Origin of the sequence: Nocardiopsis algeriensis (assembly GCF_014203695.1) — a bacterium.
Classification (GTDB): Bacteria; Actinomycetota; Actinomycetes; order Streptosporangiales; family Streptosporangiaceae; genus Nocardiopsis; species Nocardiopsis algeriensis.
Map to the genome: position 1 here is coordinate 124438 of NZ_JACHJO010000011.1, position 19204 is coordinate 143641.

The 19204-nt window shown below is 71.7% G+C and carries 16 protein-coding genes, 1 tRNA gene and 1 other RNA gene; 11 read left to right on the forward strand and 7 right to left on the reverse strand.

Features of this window, described 5'->3' with window-relative positions; translation table 11 throughout:
* Nucleotides 1-180 precede the first annotated feature (180 nt).
* The 5 genes from pdhA (at nucleotide 181) to FHS13_RS18055 (ending at nucleotide 5792) form a co-directional block, all read left to right on the forward strand.
* On the forward strand, nucleotides 181-1290 hold the full coding sequence (gene pdhA / locus FHS13_RS18035; RefSeq protein ID WP_184293111.1) for a pyruvate dehydrogenase (acetyl-transferring) E1 component subunit alpha: 1110 nt from the start codon (nucleotides 181-183) through the stop codon (nucleotides 1288-1290).
* Nucleotides 1291-1305: 15 nt separating this feature from the next.
* Nucleotides 1306-2319, forward strand: coding sequence for an alpha-ketoacid dehydrogenase subunit beta (locus FHS13_RS18040; RefSeq protein ID WP_184293112.1), 1014 nt, complete (start codon nucleotides 1306-1308; stop codon nucleotides 2317-2319).
* A gap of 14 nt (nucleotides 2320-2333) precedes the next feature.
* Nucleotides 2334-3629: a dihydrolipoamide acetyltransferase family protein gene (locus FHS13_RS18045; protein ID WP_184293113.1), complete on the forward strand. Its 1296-nt coding sequence runs from the start codon at nucleotides 2334-2336 to the stop codon at nucleotides 3627-3629.
* Nucleotides 3630-3771: 142 nt separating this feature from the next.
* Nucleotides 3772-4827 (forward strand): DUF2293 domain-containing protein, encoded by a 1056-nt coding sequence (locus FHS13_RS18050; RefSeq protein WP_184293114.1) that lies wholly within the window; start codon nucleotides 3772-3774, stop codon nucleotides 4825-4827.
* A gap of 248 nt (nucleotides 4828-5075) precedes the next feature.
* A complete protein-coding gene (locus FHS13_RS18055) occupies nucleotides 5076-5792 on the forward strand; it encodes a UTRA domain-containing protein (RefSeq protein ID WP_184293115.1) in 717 nt (238 codons plus the stop codon).
* A gap of 82 nt (nucleotides 5793-5874) precedes the next feature.
* Here the strand turns inward: FHS13_RS18055 and FHS13_RS18060 are convergent, their stop codons facing one another.
* From FHS13_RS18060 to FHS13_RS18075, 4 genes are all read right to left on the reverse strand, one after another.
* Nucleotides 5875-6933, reverse strand: coding sequence for an aspartate-semialdehyde dehydrogenase (locus FHS13_RS18060; RefSeq protein ID WP_184293116.1), 1059 nt, complete (start codon nucleotides 6931-6933; stop codon nucleotides 5875-5877).
* Entirely contained in the window at nucleotides 6930-8201 is a 1272-nt protein-coding gene (locus FHS13_RS18065) for an aspartate kinase (protein ID WP_184293201.1), read from the reverse strand. The genes FHS13_RS18060 and FHS13_RS18065 overlap by 4 nt, the downstream gene beginning before the upstream one ends.
* Before the next feature lie 179 nt (nucleotides 8202-8380).
* Nucleotides 8381-8980, reverse strand: a complete 600-nt coding sequence (recR, locus tag FHS13_RS18070; protein WP_184293117.1) for a recombination mediator RecR — start codon at nucleotides 8978-8980, stop codon at nucleotides 8381-8383.
* Nucleotides 8981-9311: 331 nt separating this feature from the next.
* Complete coding sequence (locus FHS13_RS18075; protein WP_184293202.1) at nucleotides 9312-9647, reverse strand: YbaB/EbfC family nucleoid-associated protein; 336 nt, start codon at nucleotides 9645-9647, stop codon at nucleotides 9312-9314.
* A gap of 292 nt (nucleotides 9648-9939) precedes the next feature.
* Here FHS13_RS18075 and FHS13_RS18080 point away from each other — a divergent pair, with 292 nt between their 5' ends.
* Entirely contained in the window at nucleotides 9940-11136 is a 1197-nt protein-coding gene (locus tag FHS13_RS18080) for a methyltransferase domain-containing protein (RefSeq protein WP_184293203.1), read from the forward strand.
* A 66-nt stretch (nucleotides 11137-11202) separates the two neighbouring features.
* Here FHS13_RS18080 and FHS13_RS18085 read toward each other — a convergent pair whose 3' ends face one another.
* Nucleotides 11203-11397 (reverse strand): DUF6243 family protein, encoded by a 195-nt coding sequence (locus FHS13_RS18085; RefSeq protein WP_184293118.1) that lies wholly within the window; start codon nucleotides 11395-11397, stop codon nucleotides 11203-11205.
* A 111-nt stretch (nucleotides 11398-11508) separates the two neighbouring features.
* Between FHS13_RS18085 and FHS13_RS18090 the strand changes: the two genes are divergently transcribed.
* Nucleotides 11509-12129 (forward strand): TetR/AcrR family transcriptional regulator, encoded by a 621-nt coding sequence (locus FHS13_RS18090; RefSeq protein WP_184293119.1) that lies wholly within the window; start codon nucleotides 11509-11511, stop codon nucleotides 12127-12129.
* 13 nt (nucleotides 12130-12142) lie between these two features.
* Here FHS13_RS18090 and FHS13_RS18095 read toward each other — a convergent pair whose 3' ends face one another.
* Together FHS13_RS18095 and ffs are read right to left on the reverse strand one after the other, a co-directional pair.
* Nucleotides 12143-14251: a DNA polymerase III subunit gamma and tau gene (locus tag FHS13_RS18095; RefSeq protein ID WP_184293120.1), complete on the reverse strand. Its 2109-nt coding sequence runs from the start codon at nucleotides 14249-14251 to the stop codon at nucleotides 12143-12145.
* Between the two features lie 125 nt (nucleotides 14252-14376).
* Nucleotides 14377-14472: signal recognition particle sRNA small type (ffs, locus tag FHS13_RS18100), an RNA gene on the reverse strand.
* A gap of 108 nt (nucleotides 14473-14580) precedes the next feature.
* On the opposite strand from ffs, the gene FHS13_RS18105 reads away from it, so the two are divergent.
* The 4 genes from FHS13_RS18105 (at nucleotide 14581) to FHS13_RS18120 (ending at nucleotide 19195) form a co-directional block, all read left to right on the forward strand.
* The gene (locus FHS13_RS18105; protein ID WP_184293121.1) at nucleotides 14581-15921 is read left to right on the forward strand and encodes a DUF2252 domain-containing protein; all 1341 of its coding nucleotides are present in this window, start codon (nucleotides 14581-14583) and stop codon (nucleotides 15919-15921) included.
* Nucleotides 15922-15975: 54 nt separating this feature from the next.
* Nucleotides 15976-16063, forward strand: a tRNA-Ser gene (locus tag FHS13_RS18110).
* Between the two features lie 165 nt (nucleotides 16064-16228).
* Nucleotides 16229-18244: an NADPH-dependent 2,4-dienoyl-CoA reductase gene (locus tag FHS13_RS18115; RefSeq protein WP_184293122.1), complete on the forward strand. Its 2016-nt coding sequence runs from the start codon at nucleotides 16229-16231 to the stop codon at nucleotides 18242-18244.
* A 78-nt stretch (nucleotides 18245-18322) separates the two neighbouring features.
* Nucleotides 18323-19195, forward strand: a complete 873-nt coding sequence (locus tag FHS13_RS18120; protein WP_184293123.1) for a Rieske (2Fe-2S) protein — start codon at nucleotides 18323-18325, stop codon at nucleotides 19193-19195.
* The last annotated feature ends 9 nt before the right edge of the window (nucleotides 19196-19204 follow it).

A 19204-nucleotide genomic window follows, 5' to 3' on the forward strand; every position in this document is an offset into this window, starting at 1 on the left:
CCCGGGGAGAACGAGCCACGCTCCCCGGGGCACACCCCGACAGCCACAGAGCGCCACCGTCGTTCGAGCCCGGCGGCGGCGCGATCCGGGACCGTGCCCGACAGCGCGTTCCCGGCAGGCCTCGCGCTCCGGCCCACAGGCCGGGGGCGCGGGCCTCCTCGTACGCAAGAAAGGCAGACAATGGCTGACACGGCCAAGCCGAAGAGCGGCAGCGCCAGGTCCTCCGGTACCCGGCGCCGCACCAGCCGCAAGAACACCTCCTCCGGCCTCGGCGGCGAGAAGCCCGAGGTCCTCCTCGACCACTACCGCCAGATGCTGTTCATCCGGCGCTTCGAGGAGCGCACGGCCCAGGCCTACACCCAGGCCCGCATCGGCGGCTACTGCCACCTCAACCTCGGCGAGGAGGCCACGGTCGTCGGCCTGATGAGCGCGCTGAAGGAGACCGACTACCTCTTCACCAACTACCGCGACCACGGGTACGCCATCGGCAAGGGCATGGACCCCAAGCGCGTCATGGCCGAGCTCTACGGGCGCTCGGACGGCGTGGCCAAGGGCTGGGGCGGGTCCATGCACATGTACGACACCGCCACCCGGATGCTCGGCGGCTACGGCATCGTCGGCGGCCAGCTGCCGCTGGCCACCGGAGCCGCACTGGCCATCTCCTACCGCGGCGGCGACGAGGTCGTCATGTGCCAGATGGGCGACGGCACCACGAACATCGGCGCCTGGCACGAGTCCCTCAACATCGCCAAGCTGTGGAACCTGCCGGTCGTCTTCGTGGTGATCAACAACTTCACCGGCATGGGCACGACCGTCGAGATGTCCTCGGCCGAGCCCGACCTGTACAAGCGCGGCGCCGCCTTCCGCATCGAGGGCGAGCGGGTGGACGGCCGCGACGTGCTCGCGGTGCGCGAGGCCGCCTCGCGCCTCGTCGAACGCGCCCGCAAGGAGCAGACGCCGTTCCTGCTGGAGGCCTGGAGCTACCGCCAGAAGGGGCACTCGGTCGTCGACCCGGCCAAGTACCGCACCGACGAGCAGCGGGACGAGGCCCGGTCGGAGGAGAACGACCCCATCCTCGTCTTCGACAGGCAGCTGACCGAGGCGGGAATCCTCACCGACGAGCTGCGCGACGAGATCGCCGCGTCGGTCAAGGCCGAGGTGGCCGAGGCCGCCGAGTTCGCCGAGAACAGCCCGCACCCCGACGTGTCGACGCTCTTCGACTACACATACGCCACCCCGGTCCCCAACGAGTCGCGGCGCATGCCTGCCGACCCGGTGTTCGCGGAGTAGAGAAGGAAGTACGACATGTCTGTGATCACCTACCGCCAGGCACTGCGCGACACACTGCGCGCCGAGATGGTCCGCGACGAGAACGTCCTCGTCATGGGCGAGGAGATCGGCCTCTTCGAGGGCTCCTACAAGATCACCGAGGGCCTGCTCAAGGAGTTCGGCCCCCGCCGGGTCAAGGACACCCCGATCGCGGAGGAGGGCTTCGTCGGCGCGGCGATCGGCGCGGCCATGCTGGGACTGCGCCCGGTCGTCGAGCTGATGACCATCAACTTCTCGCTCATCGCCATCGACCAGATCGTCAACCACGCCGCCAAGATCTACGGCATGTTCGGCGGGCAGACGAGCGTGCCGATGGTCATCCGCACCCCGGGCGGCGGCGGCCAGCAGCTCGGGGCGACCCACTCCCAGAACATCGAGCTGTTCTACTCCTTCATCCCCGGCCTCAAGGTGCTGGCCCCCAGCACGCCGGCGGAGGCCTCGTCGATGCTGCGCGCGGCCATCCGGGACGACGACCCGGTCCTGTTCCTGGAGAACCTGGGCCTGTACAACTCCAAGGGCGAGGTCCCCGACGACTACGCCGAGCCCGACAACGACAACACGGCGACCATCGGCCGCGCCGCGGTCACCCGCGAGGGCAGCGACATCACCCTGATCGGTTACTCGCGCATGGCCGCGGTGGCCACCCAGGTCGCCGAGAAGCTCGCCGAGGAGGACATCAGCGTCGAGGTCGTGGACCTGCGCAGCCTCCGCCCCCTCGACCGGCAGACCTTCGTCGACTCGGTCAAGAAGACCGGTGCCGCCGTGGTCTGCGAGGACGACTGGCTCACCTACGGCATCGGCGCGGAGATCGCCGCGTCCATCCAGGAGGGGGCCTTCGACTACCTCGACGCACCGGTTCGGCGGGTGGCCATGGCCGAGGTGCCGATGCCCTACGCCAAGCCCCTGGAGACCGCGGCCCTGCCGTCCGTCGAGTCGATCAGCACCGTCATCAAGGAGACCCTGAGCGCCGTCGGCAAGCGGGTCGGGTAGAGGGAGTTCATTCCATGAGCGAGATCCACATGCCGCGCCTCTCCGACACCATGGAAGAGGGCGTGATCAGCACCTGGGTCAAGAAGGTGGGCGACAAGGTCGCCTCCGGTGACGTCCTGGTCGAGATCGAGACCGACAAGGCCGTCATGGAGTACGAGGCCTACGAGGACGGCTACCTGGTCCGGCAGTCGGTCTCCGAGGGCGAGACCGTGCCGATCGGCGCGGTCATCGGCGTGATCGCCGACTCCCCCGACGCGGTGCCCGACGACTCGGGTCCCGAGGCCGGGGACGCGGAGGAGAAGGCCGCCGAGCCCGCCCCGAAGGAGGAGGCCGCTCCCTCCGGGGGGAAGCAGGAGAAGCAGGAGGAGCAGGAGGCGCCCGCCGCCGAAGCTCCTTCCGAGCGTCCGCGCACCTCTCCTCTGGCCCGCCGCCTGGCCAAGGAGTACGGGCTGGACATCACCAAGATCAAGGGATCGGGCCCCAAGGGCCGGATCGTGCGCGCCGACATCGAGGCCGCCGCCAAGGAGGGGGCCGCCGCGCAGGAGGCGCCCGCTCCGGAGCCGGAGAAGGCCGCCGCGCCGGCCCCGCAGGAGAAGCAGGCTCCGTCCTTCGACGACGGCCGCGACTCCGAGGAGCTCCAGGTGAGCAACGTGCGCAAGGTGATCGCGCGCCGCCTGACCGAGAGCAAGCAGGAGGTGCCGCACTTCTACCTGCGCCGCACGATCGACGCCGAGGCACTCAGGGAATTCCGCTCCCGGGTCAACGAGCAGCTGGCGGGCACGGGCGTGAAGGTCAGCTTCAACGACCTCATCGTCAAGGCGAGTGCGACCGCGCTGAAGCTGAACCCCGCGGTGAACGCCTCGTGGGTGGACGGCCGCCTGCTGCGGCACCGGCGGATCAACGTCGGTGTGGCCGTCGCGGTGGACGCCGGCCTGGTGGTCCCGGTCCTGCACGACACCGACAGGACCACCCTGTCGGAGATCTCCACGCGCACCCGCGAGCTGGCGGGCAAGGCCCGCGAGGGCAAGCTCAAGCCGCAGGAGATGAGCGGCGGCACGTTCAGCGTGTCCAACCTGGGCATGTTCGGCGTGGACAGCTTCTCCGCGGTCATCAACCCGCCGGAGGCGGCGATCCTGGCGGTGGGCGCGATGCGCCAGGAGCCCGCGGTCGTGGACGGCGAGATCGTCCCCCGCCACCGGATCTCCCTGGAGCTGTCGGTGGACCACCGCGCGGTGGACGGTGCCGTGGGCGCCGCGTTCCTCAAGGACCTCGCGGAGATCCTCGAGGAGCCCATGCGGATCATCCTGTAGCCCTCCGCGTCTCCGAGGCGCCCCGGCCCTGCGGCCGGGGCGCCTTCGCGTCCGCGGCCTGTGGACGTCCGGCCACCCGCACGGCGGCGGCACCTTAACCTGGACCGGGGCATCGGCCGAGGAGACGGACGGGGACACGGCAATGGCACCGAACCTGGAGACACGGCTGGGACGCCGGGTGGCGGCGGCAGCGGCCGCCGCTGTCGAGCGGCGCGGAGCGGTGTCCGTGCTGGACACCTTCACCGCCCTGGGATGGGTCACGGACAGAGCTCTCACATCGTGGCACCAGGGGCGCGCGGACTCCCTGGAGGAGCTGCTCCAGGCCCCGGCGGAGCGGCAGCGCGAGGCCGTCGCACTGCTGCGGGCCTGGGCTGAGTCCCGTTCCATGCGGTGCGAGGAGGGCGAGTACCGCGCCGCCTCGCGCGAGCGCCGCGAACTGAGGTTCACCGCCGGGGGCGGTGCCTCCGAGGAGCGGGCCTTCCGGACCCACTGGGTGTCGCCCGCAGCCACGGAGGCCCAGCGCAGGCGCGAGGAGCAGCGGCGCACCAAGGCGCCCGACCTCGTGGTCCTGGAGCCGTCGCGGCCGTGGAAGTGCGCCTCCTGCGGCGAGGAGGACACCGGCCTGCTGCAGATGGAGGGCGGTGAACCGCACTGCCTGGCCTGTGCCGACATGGACCACCTCGTCCTCCTCCCGGCGGGCGACGCCGCCCTCACCCGCCGGGCCAAGAAGGGGAGCCGCCTGTCGGCGGTGGTCATGCGCTGGGTCGCCTCCCGCCGGAAGTACCGCCGGACGGGCATCCTCGTGGAGGAGGCGGCACTGGAGGCGGCGGAGGAGCAGTGCCTGGCCGACGAGGACGCCCGGGCACGCCGGCGCGAGCGCGACGCGGAGCGCCGGGCCGCCCAGGACGTCGTGTTCCAGGAGCACTTCGCGCAGGAGGTCGTCCGCCAGTTCCCCGGCTGCCCCGTGGAACGGGCCCGGCGGATCGCGGAGCACGCGGGGGCGCGCGGCAGCGGAAGGGTCGGCCGCTCCGCGGCGGGCCGGGCCCTGGATCCGGGTGCGGTGCGCCGCGCGGTCGTCGCGTCGATCCGGCACGAGGACACCGACTACGACGACCTGCTCATGGCCGGGGTCCCCCGGGACGAGGCGCGCTCCCGCATCGCCGAGGACATCGACCGGGTCCTGGAGAAATGGGTCTGAGCCGGCGGATCGGGCCGCCCGGAGCAGAAAGGATGCTGCTGTTCCTCGGTAACGCCCCCCACCTGGGGTTTCCGCTGCTTTACTAAGAGCATGGGCGAGCTTCGGCGATCTGGCAGGTTCACTCCCCTCCCACCCGGCCGGCCCGCCGTCCGGGTCGACGGCGGGCCGGCCGCGCACGGGGAGGTCTCCCTTCCCCCCTGGCCCCGCAGAGCCCGGAGGGAGGCCACCGCGACCGGAGCGGTGTGACCGTGGACAGGCAACCCCGTTACCTGTGGCTGGCAGAACAGCTTCGCAAGCCGATCCTGCGCGGTGAGATGCCCCCCGGGACCCGGCTCCCCTCCCGCACACGCCTGGCCCGCACCTACCGGGTCAGCGAGCAGATCTCCCGTACCGCACTGAGACTCCTGGTCACCGAGGGGCTGGTCGAGGCCAGGCCCGGGTCGGGGTACTACGTGCGGTCCGCCCCCGAGGTGTTCCGGATCTGCCGCACCGACGGCAGCTCCGGTTCCGGTGTGGGGCTGCTCTCCCGCGAGCTCGTCGGCACCGAGCAGGAGCCCTGCGCACCGCCGCTGAGCAGGCGCCTCCGGCTGCGCGAGGGCGAACCGGTGTACCGCACGACCTCGCGCGGCCTGGCCTCGGACCGGCCGGTCACCCTGCACCGCTCGTGGGAGCCGGCCTCCCTCACCGCGGGCACGCTGCGCACCCCGTTCGACACCTCGCCCGGCTCCGGGCTGCTCGACCGCCTCTGCTCCGTCGGCCACCCCGTCGACCGCGTGATCGAGGAGGTGGGCGTGCGGGCCCTGCACGACTCCGAGGCGAGCCTGCTCGGTGCGGCCCCGGGCACACCCGTGCTGGTGGTGGAGCGCACCCACTTCAGCGGCAACCGCGCGGTGGAGACCTCCGACCTCATCGGCTCGGCCGAGCACTGCCGGCTCCTCTACCGGCTCGCCCTGGCCCGCCCCTGAGAACACGGGAAGGGGCGGCCGCCCCGACGGGCGGCCGCCCCTCACGATCCTGCCGTCCGCCGACCGGGCGGACCAGGGCCCCCTAGGAGGTGAACTCCCGGGCCACGACCTCGGCGATCTGCGCGGTGTTGAGCGCGGCGCCCTTGCGCAGGTTGTCCCCGCACAGGAAGAGGTCCAGCGACCTCGGGTCGTCCAGGGACTGGCGGATGCGGCCCACCCAGGTCGGGTCGGTGCCCACCACGTCGGCGGGGGTCGGGAACTCGCCCTTGGCCGGGTCGTCCAGGACCTCGACGCCGTCGGCGGCGCCCAGAATCTTGCGGGCCGCGTCGGCGGTCACCTCCTGGGAGAAGGTGGCGTGCACGGTCAGCGAGTGGGTGGTGATGACCGGAACGCGGACGCAGGTCGCCGAGACGCGCAGGTCGGGCAGGCCCAGGATCTTGCGGGACTCGTTGCGGACCTTCAGCTCCTCCGAGGCCCAGCCGTCCTCCTTGAGCGAACCCGCCCACGGCACGACGTTGTAGGCCAGCGGCGCCGGGAAGGGGCCGAGCTCGCCGGCGGCGGCGCGCACGTCACCCGCCTCGGTGCCGAGGGTGCGGTCGGCCGCGACCTTGGCCATCTGGTCGCGGAGGGTGTCGATGCCCTCCTGGCCGGCGCCCGAGGCGGCCTGGTAGGAGGAGACCACCAGGTCGGTGGCACCGAACTCGCGGTGCAGGGCGCCGATGGCGACGATCATCGACAGGGTGGTGCAGTTGGGGTTGCTGATGATGCCGCGCGGCCGGTTGCGGACCTGGTCGGCGTTGACCTCGGGCACCACGAGAGGGACGTCCGGGTCGAGGCGGAACGCGCCGGAGTTGTCGACGGCCACGGCGCCGCGGGCGGCGGCGACGGGCGCCCACTCCTTGGAGACCTCGTCGGGGACGTCGAACATGGCGACGTCGACGCCGTCGAAGACCTCGGGGGCCAGGGCCTGGACCACGACGTCCTCGCCGCGGACCCGCAGCACCTTGCCCGCGCTGCGCGCGGAGGCCACCAGGCGGATCTCACCCCAGACGTTCTCGCGCCGGCTGAGGATGTCCAGCATCACGGTGCCGACGGCGCCGGTGGCGCCGACGAGGGCGAGGGTGGGAAGACGGTTGCTCATCGGCCGGTACCTCCGTAGACGACAGCCTCGACCTGGTCCGCGTCGAGCTGGAATTCGGTGTGGGCGGCCTGGACGGCCGCGTCGATCTGGTCCTCCTCGACGATGACCGAGATGCGGATCTCCGAGGTGGAGATCATCTCGACGTTCGTGCCGGACCCGGCGACGGCGTCGAAGAAGCGGGCGGTGACACCCGGGTAGGAACGCATCCCCGCGCCGATCAGGGAGACCTTGCCGATCTTGTCGTCGTAGCGCAGGGACTCGAAGCCGACCTTGTCCTGGACCTTCTTCAGCGCGGACAGGGCCTCCTTGCCCGAGTCCTTGGGAGCGGTGAAGGAGATGTCGGTGCGCGAGGTGGAGACGGCCGACACGTTCTGCACGATCATGTCGACGTTGATCTCGGCGTCGGCGAGCGCGCGGAAGATGGTCGCGGCCTCACCGATGCGGTCGGGCACGCCGACGACGGTGATCTTGGCTTCGCTCCGGTCGTGGGAGACCCCGGAGATGATCGGCTGTTCCATGCCTTCGCTTTCCTCGACTTCGGGAACGATCCAGGTCCCGGGCTTCTGGCTGAACGACGAACGGACGTGCAGCGGGATGTTGTAGCGCCGCGCGTACTCCACACAGCGCAGGTGCAGGATCTTCGTGCCGCAGGCGGCCATCTCCAGCATCTCCTCGTAGGAGATCTGCGGGATGCGGCGGGCGCCCGGGACGATGCGCGGGTCGGCGGTGAAGACGCCGTCCACGTCCGAGTAGATCTCGCAGGCGTCGGCCTCCAGCGCGGCGGCGAGCGCCACCGCGGTGGTGTCGGAGCCGCCCCGGCCGAGCGTGGTGATGTCCTTGGAGTCCTGGGAGACACCCTGGAAGCCGGCGACGATGCAGATCGCACCCTCGTCCACGGCCTCCTTGATCCGGCCCGGGGTCACATCGATGATCTTGGCGTTGCCGTGCAGGGACGTGGTGATGACACCGGCCTGCGAACCGGTGAAGGAGCGGGCCTCGAACCCCAGGTTGGCGATGGCCATGGCGACCAGCGACATGGACATGCGTTCGCCTGCGGTGAGGAGCATGTCGAGCTCGCGCGCGGGCGGCATCGGGGACACCTGCTCGGCGAGGTCGATGAGTTCGTCGGTGGTGTCGCCCATTGCAGAAACGACGACGACGACGTCATATCCCGCTTTTTTCTGAGCGACGATCCGCTGGGCTACTCGCTTGATGGCTTCCGCGTCGGCGACGGAAGACCCACCGTACTTCTGCACGATCAGGGCCACGGTCGATGCTCCTGAGGAGTTGGGATCAGACAATGAAAGGAGTGTAGCCAGCGACGTCGTCGTCGACCCCGTCCGACCTGGGACGGGAGCACACGTATGTGCATGGCACACCAGCGGTCGGGCTTACCCGGTGCGCGGGAGAGTACTCGTCATCTCCGGCAGAAAAAGCCGAATGTGAGCTAGAACTCCAGACTGCGGCGCCCCTCGAAGGCGCGTCCCAGAGTGACTTCGTCGGCGTATTCGAGATCTCCGCCGACGGGCAGCCCACTGGCCAGCCGCGTCACTTTGAGACCCATGGGTTTGACGAGGCGGGCGAGATAGGTGGCTGTCGCCTCGCCCTCGAGGTTGGGGTCGGTGGCGAGGATCAGCTCGGTCACCTCGCCGTCGGACAGACGGGTCATGAGTTCCTTGACGCGCAGATCGTCGGGTCCGACGCCCTCGATGGGGCTGATGGCGCCGCCCAGCACGTGGTAGCGGCCGCGGAACTCACGCGTGCGCTCGATGGCGACGACGTCCTTGGACTCCTCGACGACGCAGATGACCGCGGCGTCGCGGCGGGGATCGCGGCAGATCCGGCACTGCTCCTCCTCGGCGACGTTGCCGCAGACGGAGCAGAAGCGCACCCTCTCCTTGACCTCGACGAGCGCGTTCACGAGGCGTTTGACGTCCGCGTGCTCGGCGGACAGCAGATGGAAGGCGATGCGCTGCGCGCTTTTCGGACCGACGCCGGGCAGCCGCCCCAGCTCGTCGATCAGATTCTGCACCGCGCCTTCGTACATCGCCTGCCCATTCGGTTCGGACCGGATTCCTCACGGGCTCGGTCCTCAGCCCCGCACCTCCACCGTATAGGCAGCGACGGCCTCCCCGGCACACCGGGTCGGCCGCCGTCCGCCGTCTGCGGTGAAACAGGTTTCCGCAGCTCCAGGCCCTGTTGTTCGGATCACCCCGGACCGCAGGGCCGCCAGACGCCCCCTTGCCCCGCCGAAGAGCTTGCCGAGCCTCCCGGGCTGGGCCGCGCTCCCCGCCTCGCAGGGGAACGCCTGGCCGACCGTTCGCCGGGGATCGGCTCCGCCGATGCGGCGAGAGCATCCGAAAACACGGTCCAACGGCCTAGAAGCCGGGGAGTCCCGGCATCCCGCCGCCTCCGAGGCCCTGCGCGAGGGGGCCCATCTTCTCCTGCTGGATCCGCTCGACCTGGGCCTCCGCGTCGCGGATGGCGGCGAGCACGAGATCGGCGATCGTCTCGGCCGTGTCGGCGGCGTCGTCGGGGTCGACGGCCTCGGGGTCGATGGTGATGTCCTCGACCTGTCCGCGCCCACTCAGCTTGACCTTGACCAGGCCACCGCCGGAGGTGCCCTCCACCTCGGTCTCGTCCAGGGCCTGCTGGGCCTGGACGAGCTGCTGCTGCATCTGCTGGGCCTGCTGGAGCAGCGCCTGCATGTCCATTCCGCCGGGGTTCACGGCCGCCTCCTCGCCGCACTCTCGGTGCGGGCGTCGCTGTCATGCCTTGCTCCGTGTGAGCGTAACCGGTCAGGGGCGGATGTGCGGGACAGCCTGGGCCGAAGGGGAAGGTCGGCCGGACAGCGGCGACTCTCCGGGCAGGAGGGCACACAAGGCATGAGCAGGGAGTAGCGATAAAATCACCGCTGGTGGACATGGGGTCTGGCGGGCACCGCCGTCGCGGCTGTGCGGGCAGGCCCCGCCGACAGCACCGACAGCACGGGGGTCCGGAAAAGTGTTGACCGCAGAGGAGCGCCATTCGGCATTGATCGAGGCGATGGTCGCGGACGGCACACTCGTCGACCCCGCACTCGTCGAGGCGTTCCGTGCCGTGCCCCGGCACCGCTTCATCCCCGAGACCGGCGCGCTGACCGCGCACGGAACCGCGCTCGACGCCACCGGCAACCACGAACTGTGGCTGTCGGCGGTCTACGCCGACGACGCCATCGTCACGCGTATGGACGAGGCCGAGCCTCCGGGCGGACGCGAGGAATTGTTCGGGGAGGACCTTCCCGTCGCCCGCAGGTACCGGGCGCCGCAACCGCGCCGGGCGCAGCGGCACCGGCCCGCCTCCTCCAGCACCGCGCCCACCGTCCTGGCCCGGATGCTGGAGCTGGCCGGGCTGAGACGCGGCCGGAGGGTGCTGGAGATCGGCACGGGGACCGGATGGAACACGGCGCTGCTGTCGCACCGCGTGGGTAGCCGCTCCGTCATCTCGGTGGAGATCGACGAACACCTGGCGCGGGCCGCCGTCCAGACCCTGCGCGCCGAGGGGTACGAACCCGCCGTGCACACGGCCGACGGCTACGAGGGCTTCGCCCCGGAGTCTCCCTACGACCGGATCATCACGGCCTGCGGTGTACGCCGGCTGCCTCCTTCCTGGCTCGAACAGCTGGAGCCGGACGGACGGGTCGTCTTTCCCTGGGGGCTGCTGGAGGGCGCCGGGGTGCTGGCGCGCGCGACACGCCTCGACGACGGGTCGATGTGCGCGGACTTCCACGGCGGGGTGGGCTTCGTGCCGCTGCGGGTCCCCGGGCCGCCCCTGCCACCGGTACGGGACTCCGGCCAGCAGCCCGACGAGTACCGGCTCACGCAGACCGACCCCGTGGCTCCGCTGATGGCGTTCCCGTCGGCGTTCGCGCTGTCGGTGATGGTGCCCGACTGGAGGGTGCGGCGGCGCTGGATCGGAACCGGTTCGGGCCTCTGGGTGTGCGACCGGACGCGCGAGTCGTGGGTGCGGATCTACCCCTACGGCACCTCGTGGATGGTCGAGCAGGGCGGCCCGCGCAGCATCTGGGACGAGTTCGAGGAGGCGCTGGAGGAGTGGAGGGGCCTGGGCTCCCCGGAGCCCGACCGGTTCGGTTTGTCGGTGGACCCCGACGGTGCGCACCGGGTGTGGCTCGACTCCCCGGAGGGACGTACGTGGCGGTGCTGACCCCACCCGTCCCCCGGCCGGCGGCGGCCGGCGGGTCCCGGCCTCGGAGGCCGGGACCCGCTCCGCTCACTCCGCGGTGTTCTCGCCGGCCTCCTGGGCCTGGCTCTTCTCCTTGATCTTGCGCAGGAGCTCCTGCTTGCTCTGCCGGGCGTCGGCGCTGGGGCCGCCGGGAACGCTCCCCTTCCCTCCGCGGAGGGCGGAGCGGGAGAAGGTGCCGCGCTGGCCGCCGAGGCCGAGGAGGTTGTCGCTGTTTCTGGCCATGAGGGCCCCCTTTTCGCGTGCGGGGCACCATGCCCCGCAACAACCGCTTCCTGGAGGGTAACCCCTCCGAGACGAAACGTCTCGTCATTATCGAGCCGCTAACGTGTCGGTATGGCAGAGCGCAGCGCCCCCACCGACGGCCCGGTCGGTCCCGATCCCCGCCGCCGCAGCGAGCGGGCCCGCCGGGCGGTTCTCACCGCCGCGGCGGAGCTGCTGGGCGAGGTGGGGTTCGCGAAGATGACGGTGGAGGCGATCGCCGCGCGGGCCGGGGTCGGCAAGCAGACGATCTACCGCTGGTGGCCCTCCAAGGCCGGGGTGCTCCTCGACGTGTTCACCGAGCTCACCGGCAGCGGCAGCGAGGAACGGCTGCCCGACACCGGGGACCTGGCCGCCGACCTCAAGGCGGTGCTGCGCGCCACCGTGGACGAGTTCAACGACCCTGTGATCGACCGCACCGCCCGGGCGTTCACCGCCGAGATCCAGCACGACTCGGCGTTCGCCGAGGCCGTCCGGGAACAGCAGCTGCGGCCGGGGCTGGAGGCGTACAAGGCCCGGCTGCGCAGCGCCCAGGAGGCAGGGGAGATCGATCCCGGTCTCGACCTGGACATCGCGGTGGAACTGCTCACGGGGCCGTTCCACCAGCGCTGGCTCCAGCGGACCGCGCCGTTGACCCACGGGTACGTGGACGCGCTCGTGGACACCGCGCTGCGCGGCATGCGGCCTCCGGGGTAGGGGCTCCCCCGGATCAGAGTCCGCTCGGGGCCTCGTGTTCGATCTCCTCGATCACCCGGCCGCCCAGCTCGGTCTCGATGAGGGCCGCTCCTGCTCCCGGGGGCAGAGGGGCGGAGTCCGGAGGTGCGGAGGCCGCGACGGGCTCCTGCGGCGCGGGAACGGAGCGCGGCGCCCGGTCCCGGGGCTCGCCGGGCTCCTCCGGCGGAGGGGCCGCGGCGGCGTCCTCGTAGGGGTCGGGCGGCGGCTCCTGGAGCCCCGTGACGATCCGGTCCGGCGGCGGGCCCGCCGGAGCCGGCTCGGGAGGCGCGGCGGGCTCGGGCCGGGGCGCGGCGGGGGGATGTGCGGCGGACGGCTGCGGCTCGGGCTGCTGCGGGGCGGGGGCGTCCCAGCCTGCCGGTTCCGCGACCGGAGCCGGCCGGCGCGGTGCGACGGCGGTGGCACCGCCCGCACCGGCGGCGACCACGCGCACGTCCACGCCGAAGACCTGCTGGATCGCGGCGGCGACCACCTGGTCGCTGCCGCTGTTGCCGAAGCCCTTGGCCTCCCCGGGGCGGGAGAAACCGAGCATGACGGTGTTGCCCTCCACACCGACCGGCTGGATGCTGCTGCCGACCAGGACCGACCACGTGAAGCGGCGCCGGCCCTTGACCGCCTCCAGGACCTGGGTCCAGGCTCCCTGGAGCCTTCCGAGGTCGAGAGCTCCGCCGGTCTGCACCGGGCGCTGCGCGGGGGCGGGGGCGGCCGCCGGGGCGGGAGCGTCCCAGCCGGCCGGATCGGCCTGGCGGGGCGGCTGCTGCGAGTTCCGGGGAGCCTGCCGCTCGACGGGGGCGGGCGCGGCGGGCCGGGCCTGCTCGGGCGGTGCGGGAGCCGGGGCCGCCTGCGCGGCGGGGGCCGCAGGTGCAGGAGGGGAGGCAGGGACCGCGGGAGCCGCGGCAGCCGCAGGGGCCGCGACCGCACCCGAGGCGATGCGGCGCTCCATCTGCTCCAGGCGGGCCAGCAGAGCGGTCCCCTGGTCCCCGTCGGCGGCGGGCAGCAGGATGCGCGAGCACATGAGCTCCAGCACCAGCCGGGGCGCGGTGGCACCGCGCATCTCCGTCAGACCCTGGTTGAGGATGTCGGCGGCCCGGGTCAGCTCGGCCGGCCCCAGCCGGGAGGCCTGGGCCTTCATCTGCTCCACCGCCTCGGGGGCGACGTTGATCAGTCCCTTGTCCAGCGCGTCGGGGACGGCCGCGAGCACGACCAGGTCGCGGAAGCGCTCGAGCAGGTCCGTGGCGAACCGGCGGGGATCGTGGCCGCCCTCCACCATGCGGTCGACCAGGCCGAACACGGCGGCGCCGTCGCGGGCGGCGAGGGCGTCGACCATCTCGCCGAGCAGGCTGGAGTCGGTGTACCCGAGCAGGGAGACGGCCCCCTCGCGGGTGATGCCCCCCTCGTCCGAGCCCGCGATGAGCTGGTCGAGGACGGACAGGGTGTCGCGCGCCGAGCCCGCGCCCGCGCGCACCACCAGCGGCAGGGCCGCCGGGTCGTAGGGGACGCCCTCCTGCGCGAGGAGGTCCTCCATGAGCTCCTTGAGGGTGCTCGGCGGAATGAGTCGGAACGGGTAGTGGTGGGTCCGCGAGCGGATCGTGCCGATGACCTTCTCGGGCTCGGTGGTCGCGAACACGAACTTCAGGTGCGGCGGGGGTTCCTCCACCAACTTGAGCAGCGCGTTGAAGCCCTCGCGGGTCACCATGTGCGCCTCGTCGATGATGTAGACCTTGTAGCGCGAGCTGACGGGCGCGAAGAAGGCGCGCTCGCGCAGGTCCCGGGCGTCGTCGACACCGCCGTGCGAGGCGGCGTCGATCTCGATCACATCGATGCTGCCGCCGCCGTCGGGGGCCAGCGCCACGCACGAGTCGCAGGTGCCGCAGGGGTCGGGGGTGGGACCCTCCGCGCAGTTGAGGGAGCGCGCGAGGATGCGGGCGCTGGTGGTCTTGCCGCAGCCGCGGGGGCCGCTGAAGAGATAGGCGTGGTTGATCCGTCCGCTGCGCAGCGCCTGGCGCAGCGGGTCGGTCACGTGTTCCTGGCCGCGCACCTCACCGAACGTCGCGGGGCGGTACTTGCGGTACAGCGCGATGCTCACGGTGTGATCACTCCCCTGGTCCCTGCCACGGGTCCATTCAACCCGCAAGCACCGACAGCCCGCGCCCCGTCTGCGGAACACGGCCTGGCCTCGGTGCCAGGGGGGCCGGACCGGGCCGGAGAAACAGAAAGGACCCCCCGCGCACCCGCCAGAGCCTACTTATCCTTGCTGCCTTCCGGCCCTGGGGAGGTTCATAGGGTGACGCCGCACGAGGGGTCTGCACAGAGTCTATCCGAAGCCGGGGGTGGTCTGGCAAGGCGCGGCGGAGGCGGGGAACACCCCCGTGAATCCGCGGAACTGGGAGGGGCCGCCGGAGCGTCCAAGAGGTCATGTTCGACCTTCAGACCCCCGTCGACCGCTCTCCCGCCCGCCAGGAGCTCATCGTCTCCGTCCTGGACGACGCCTTCTCGGAGCTGATGTCCGAGGCTCCCTCGGCGTTCCGGGTGAAGTTCCGCAAGATGGCCGCCAACCCGTTCGCGTTCTACCGCGGCAGCGCCGCGCTGTTCTACGCGGACGTGGCCCCCCTGGAGGACCCCTGGGCCAACGCGCGCACCTCCCGCGTGTGGATCCAGGGCGACCTGCACGCCGAGAACTTCGGCACCTACATGGACTCCACCGGCCGCTTCGTCTTCGACGTCAACGACTTCGACGAGGCCTACCTCGGCCACTTCACCTGGGACGTGCTGCGCCTGTCGGCCAGCATCGCCCTGCTGGGGTGGCAGAAGGCCCTGTCCGACGAGGACATCAGCGCCCTGGTGGCCCGGTACGTGAACGCCTATGTCTCCCAGGTGGCGCAGTTCGCCGTGCACGGCGGCGACTCCGAGTTCTCGCTCAAGCTCGACACCACCGACGGCACCGTCCACGACGTCCTGCAGAGGGCCCGTCTCAACAGCCGTGCCGACATGCTCCTGTCGATGACCCGCAGCGAGGGCTACCGGCGCCTGTTCCGCGAGGGTCCCCGCGCCCGCCGTCTCGGCGACGAGGAGCGGGAGAAGGTCATGGCCGCCTACCGGCGGTACCTGGAGACCATTCCGCAGGACCAGCGGTACAGCTCGATGAGCTACGAGGTGAAGGACGTCGTGGGCAGCGGCGGCTTCGGCATCGGCTCGGCCGGCCTGCCCGCCTACACCTTCCTCGTGGAGGGGCAGTCCGAGGCCTGGGACAACGACCTGGTGCTGTCGATGAAGCAGGGCAACGTCGCCGCGCCGTCGCGGGTGGTCAAGGACCCCGAGATCATGGCGGCGTTCGAGCACCACGGGCACCGCACCGCCGTGTCCCAGCGCGCGTTGCAGGCCCACGCCGACCCGCTGCTCGGACACACCGAGATCGACGGCAAGGGCTTCGTGGTGAGCGAGGTCTCCCCGTACACCAACGACCTGGACTGGGGTGGGCTGACCGAGCCCGGTGACATCGCGCCGGTGCTGGACTACCTGGGCCGGGCCACGGCCAAGGCGCACTGCGTGTCCGACTCCCACGCGGACGACGCGCTGACCGGCAGCCAGGTCGAGGAGGCGCTGTCGGAGGTGCTCGCCGGGCGCGAGCAGGAGTTCGTCGACTGGTGCACGGCGTTCGCCCACGCCTATGCGGCCCAGGTCCGCACGGACTACGCGCTCTTCGTCGACGCCTTCCGCAACAACCGCATCGCGGGGGTGCGGTCCAGCCAGGGGTGAGCGTTCGGGGAAACCCGTTCGAAGCACCCTCTCCCGGCATGTACAGTTGGTGGCGGAGGATTCGCCTAGTGGCCTAGGGCGCACGCTTGGAAAGCGTGTTGGTGGCAACGCCTCAGGGGTTCGAATCCCCTATCCTCCGCCACAGAGGGGCTCGACCGCGGTGCGGTCGGGCCCTTCGGCATTCCGGGGGCCGGTGGAGCCGGCGGGTTTCCCCGGTCGCCTCCGACCCATTTTGCAACTTGTTGCATAATGTGCTCGGGACGGCCGGCCGCCGGACCGAGAGGCGTTTTCCGCGCGAGGAGAGACCATGGGCGAGTACCCCCACCTGCTGCAACCCCTGGACCTGGGATTCACGACCCTGCCGAACAGGACGATCATGGGTTCGATGCACCTGGGGCTGGAGGAGCACCCCGGCGGCTTCGAGCGGATGGCGGCCTTCTACGCCGAACGCGCCCGCGGCGGTGCGGGGCTCATCATCACCGGCGGCATCGGACCCAACGCCGAGGGCGCCACCTTCAAGGGCGCCGCCAAGATGACGAACGCCGCCGAGGTCGCCCAGCACAGGGTCGTCACCGAGGCCGTCCACCGCGAGGGCGGGCGGATCGCCATGCAGATCCTGCACACCGGCAGGTACGCGTTCAACGAGGACCTCGTCGCGCCCAGCGCGATCCAGGCCCCCATCAACCCCTTCACCCCCCGCATGCTCACCTCCGAGGAGGTCGAGCAGACCGTCGAGGACTTCGTGAACGCCGCGGTGCTGGCACGCGAGGCCGGGTACGACGGCGTCGAGATCATGGGGTCCGAGGGCTACCTGATCAACCAGTTCGTGGTCGCCGCCACCAACCGCCGCGACGACGAGTGGGGCGGTTCCTACGAGAACCGGATGCGCTTTCCCGTCGAGATCGTGCGCCGCACCCGCGAGCGGGTCGGGGACGACTTCATCATCGTCTACCGCCTGTCCATGCTCGACCTGGTGCCCGGCGGCTCCACCTTCGACGAGGTCGTGCGACTGGCCGGGGCCGTCGAGGCGGCCGGGGCCACCATCATCAACACCGGCATCGGCTGGCACGAGGCGCGCATCCCCACCATCGCCACCTCCGTGCCGCGCGGCGCCTACAGCTGGGTGACCAGGAAGCTCATGGGCGAGGTCTCGGTCCCCCTCGTGGCGGTCAACCGCATCAACACCCCCGAGGTCGCCGAGGAGATCCTCGCGAGCGGCCAGGCCGACATGGTGGCCATGGCGCGGCCGTTCCTCGCCGATCCCGACTTCGTGGCCAAGGCCGCCGCCGGGACGCCCGAGCAGATCAACACCTGCATCGGCTGCAACCAAGCGTGCCTGGACCACACCTTCCAGCTCAAGATCACCTCGTGCCTGGTCAATCCGCGCGCCTGCCACGAGACCGAGCTGGTGCTCTCCCCCACCCGGACCCGCAAGCGCGTCGCCGTGGTCGGCGCCGGCCCCGCCGGCCTCGCCTTCTCCGTGTCGGCCGCGGAGCGGGGGCACGAGGTCACCCTGTTCGACGCCGCCGACGAGATCGGCGGGCAGCTGAACATGGCTCGCCGGGTGCCCGGCAAGGAGGAGTTCGACGAGACCCTGCGCTACTTCGGGGTCCAGCTGGAGCGCCACGGCGTGGACGTGCGGCTCAAGACCGAGGTGGGCGCCGCCGACCTCGCCGGGTACGACGAGGTGGTCCTCGCCACCGGTGTCACCCCGCGCACGCCCGACATCCCCGGCATCGACCACTCGAAGGTCGTGGGCTACGTCGACGTGCTGCGCGAGGCGGCGCCCGTGGGCGAGCGCGTGGCGGTCGTCGGCGCGGGCGGCATCGGCTTCGACGTGGCCGAGTTCCTCACCGACGGCGGCGAGCAGGCCTCCCAGGACCCCGATGAGTTCTTCCTCCAGTGGGGCGTGGACACCGGGCACACCACCCCGGGCGGCCTCGGCGAGGCCGTGCGCCCCGCGCCGCCGCGCCGGGTGCACCTGCTCCAGCGCAAGAGCAGCAAGGTCGGCGCCGGCCTCGGCAAGACCACGGGGTGGATCCACCGCCTGGAGCTGCGGCACCGGGGTGTGGAGATGCTGTCCGGCGTCTCCTACGACCGGATCGACGACGAGGGCCTGCACATCACCGTGGACGGCGAGCCGCGCGTACTGGACGTGGACACCGTGGTGGTGTGCGCCGGACAGGACCCGCGCCGCGACCTCGTCGGCGACCTCGAGGCCGCGGGCATCACCCCGCACCTGATCGGCGGGGCCGACGTGGCCGCCGAGCTGGACGCCAAGCGCGCCATCGACCAGGGCACGCGCCTGGCCGCGGCGCTCTGACCCAAGCCGGGGCAAAGGACACCTGACGCGTTCCCCGTCCGGGGCATGGCGGGGACGCGCCGGGGTAGCCGCACCAGCATGAGATTCGGCGAACGCATACGCGACATCGAGCGCTCCGAGCGCCTCGACCCGGTGGTGGCCAAGTTCAAGAAGGCCGCGGGGCTGATTCCGTCGGGCAAGGTACGGGACCTGCTCCACGGCGTCCCGCTCGGCCATCCCCTCCACCCGATCGCCGTGCAGGTGCCGCTGGGCTCCTGGCTGTCGGCGGTGGTGCTCGACATGCTGCCCGGCGACCACCGGCGCAGCGCGCACACGCTGGTCAACGTCGGAATCCTGGCCTCGTTGCCCGCCGCCGTGTCGGGCCTGGCGGACTGGTCGCAGCAGCACGAGCGGCAGCAGCGCGTGGGCGTGGTCCACGCGGAGGCCAACACCGTCGCCCTGCTGCTGTTCGGGGCCTCGTCCCTGTACCGCGGCCGGGGCCGCCACGGGGTCGGGCGGGCCCTGGCCCTGGCCGGCATGGGGGTCGCGGCGCTGGGCGGCTCCCTCGGCGGGCACATCGCCTACTACCGGGCGGGCGGCGCCAACAGCGCCGACCACCACATCGACCTGTTTCCCCAGGGCTGGCAGGACGTCGGCCCCCTCGACGGCTTTCCCGACGGCGAGCCCGCGGCGGCCGAGGTCGGCGAGGTGCCGGTCGTGGTCGTGCGTGAGGGGGTCGCGGTGCGCGCCCTGCTCGGCACGTGCACCCACATGGGCGCCCCGCTCGCGGAGGGGGAGCTGGTGGACGGCTGTGTGCGCTGTCCGTGGCACGGCAGCGAGTTCCGCCTCGACGACGGCAGCGTGGCCCGCGGTCCGGCGACCGCCGGGGCCGAGCACCTGGAGTGCCGGGTGGACGGCGGCCGCGTGCAGGTCCGCCTCCGGGGCGAGGTGGCCAAGGGCAGGGCTTCCTAGAATGCGCAC

Coding starts and splice junctions, on each gene's coding strand:
- FHS13_RS18085 (WP_184293118.1), bottom strand. CDS start 11,397: ATGGCCAGAAACAGCGACAACCTCCTCGGCCTCGGCGGCCAGCGCGGC.
- recR (WP_184293117.1), bottom strand. CDS start 8,980: ATGTACGAAGGCGCGGTGCAGAATCTGATCGACGAGCTGGGGCGGCTG.
- FHS13_RS18050 (WP_184293114.1), top strand. CDS start 3,772: ATGGCACCGAACCTGGAGACACGGCTGGGACGCCGGGTGGCGGCGGCA.
- FHS13_RS18045 (WP_184293113.1), top strand. CDS start 2,334: ATGAGCGAGATCCACATGCCGCGCCTCTCCGACACCATGGAAGAGGGC.
- FHS13_RS18115 (WP_184293122.1), top strand. CDS start 16,229: ATGGGCGAGTACCCCCACCTGCTGCAACCCCTGGACCTGGGATTCACG.
- FHS13_RS18090 (WP_184293119.1), top strand. CDS start 11,509: ATGGCAGAGCGCAGCGCCCCCACCGACGGCCCGGTCGGTCCCGATCCC.
- FHS13_RS18060 (WP_184293116.1), bottom strand. CDS start 6,933: ATGAGCAACCGTCTTCCCACCCTCGCCCTCGTCGGCGCCACCGGCGCC.
- FHS13_RS18105 (WP_184293121.1), top strand. CDS start 14,581: ATGTTCGACCTTCAGACCCCCGTCGACCGCTCTCCCGCCCGCCAGGAG.
- FHS13_RS18120 (WP_184293123.1), top strand. CDS start 18,323: ATGAGATTCGGCGAACGCATACGCGACATCGAGCGCTCCGAGCGCCTC.
- FHS13_RS18040 (WP_184293112.1), top strand. CDS start 1,306: ATGTCTGTGATCACCTACCGCCAGGCACTGCGCGACACACTGCGCGCC.
- pdhA (WP_184293111.1), top strand. CDS start 181: ATGGCTGACACGGCCAAGCCGAAGAGCGGCAGCGCCAGGTCCTCCGGT.
- FHS13_RS18075 (WP_184293202.1), bottom strand. CDS start 9,647: ATGGACATGCAGGCGCTGCTCCAGCAGGCCCAGCAGATGCAGCAGCAG.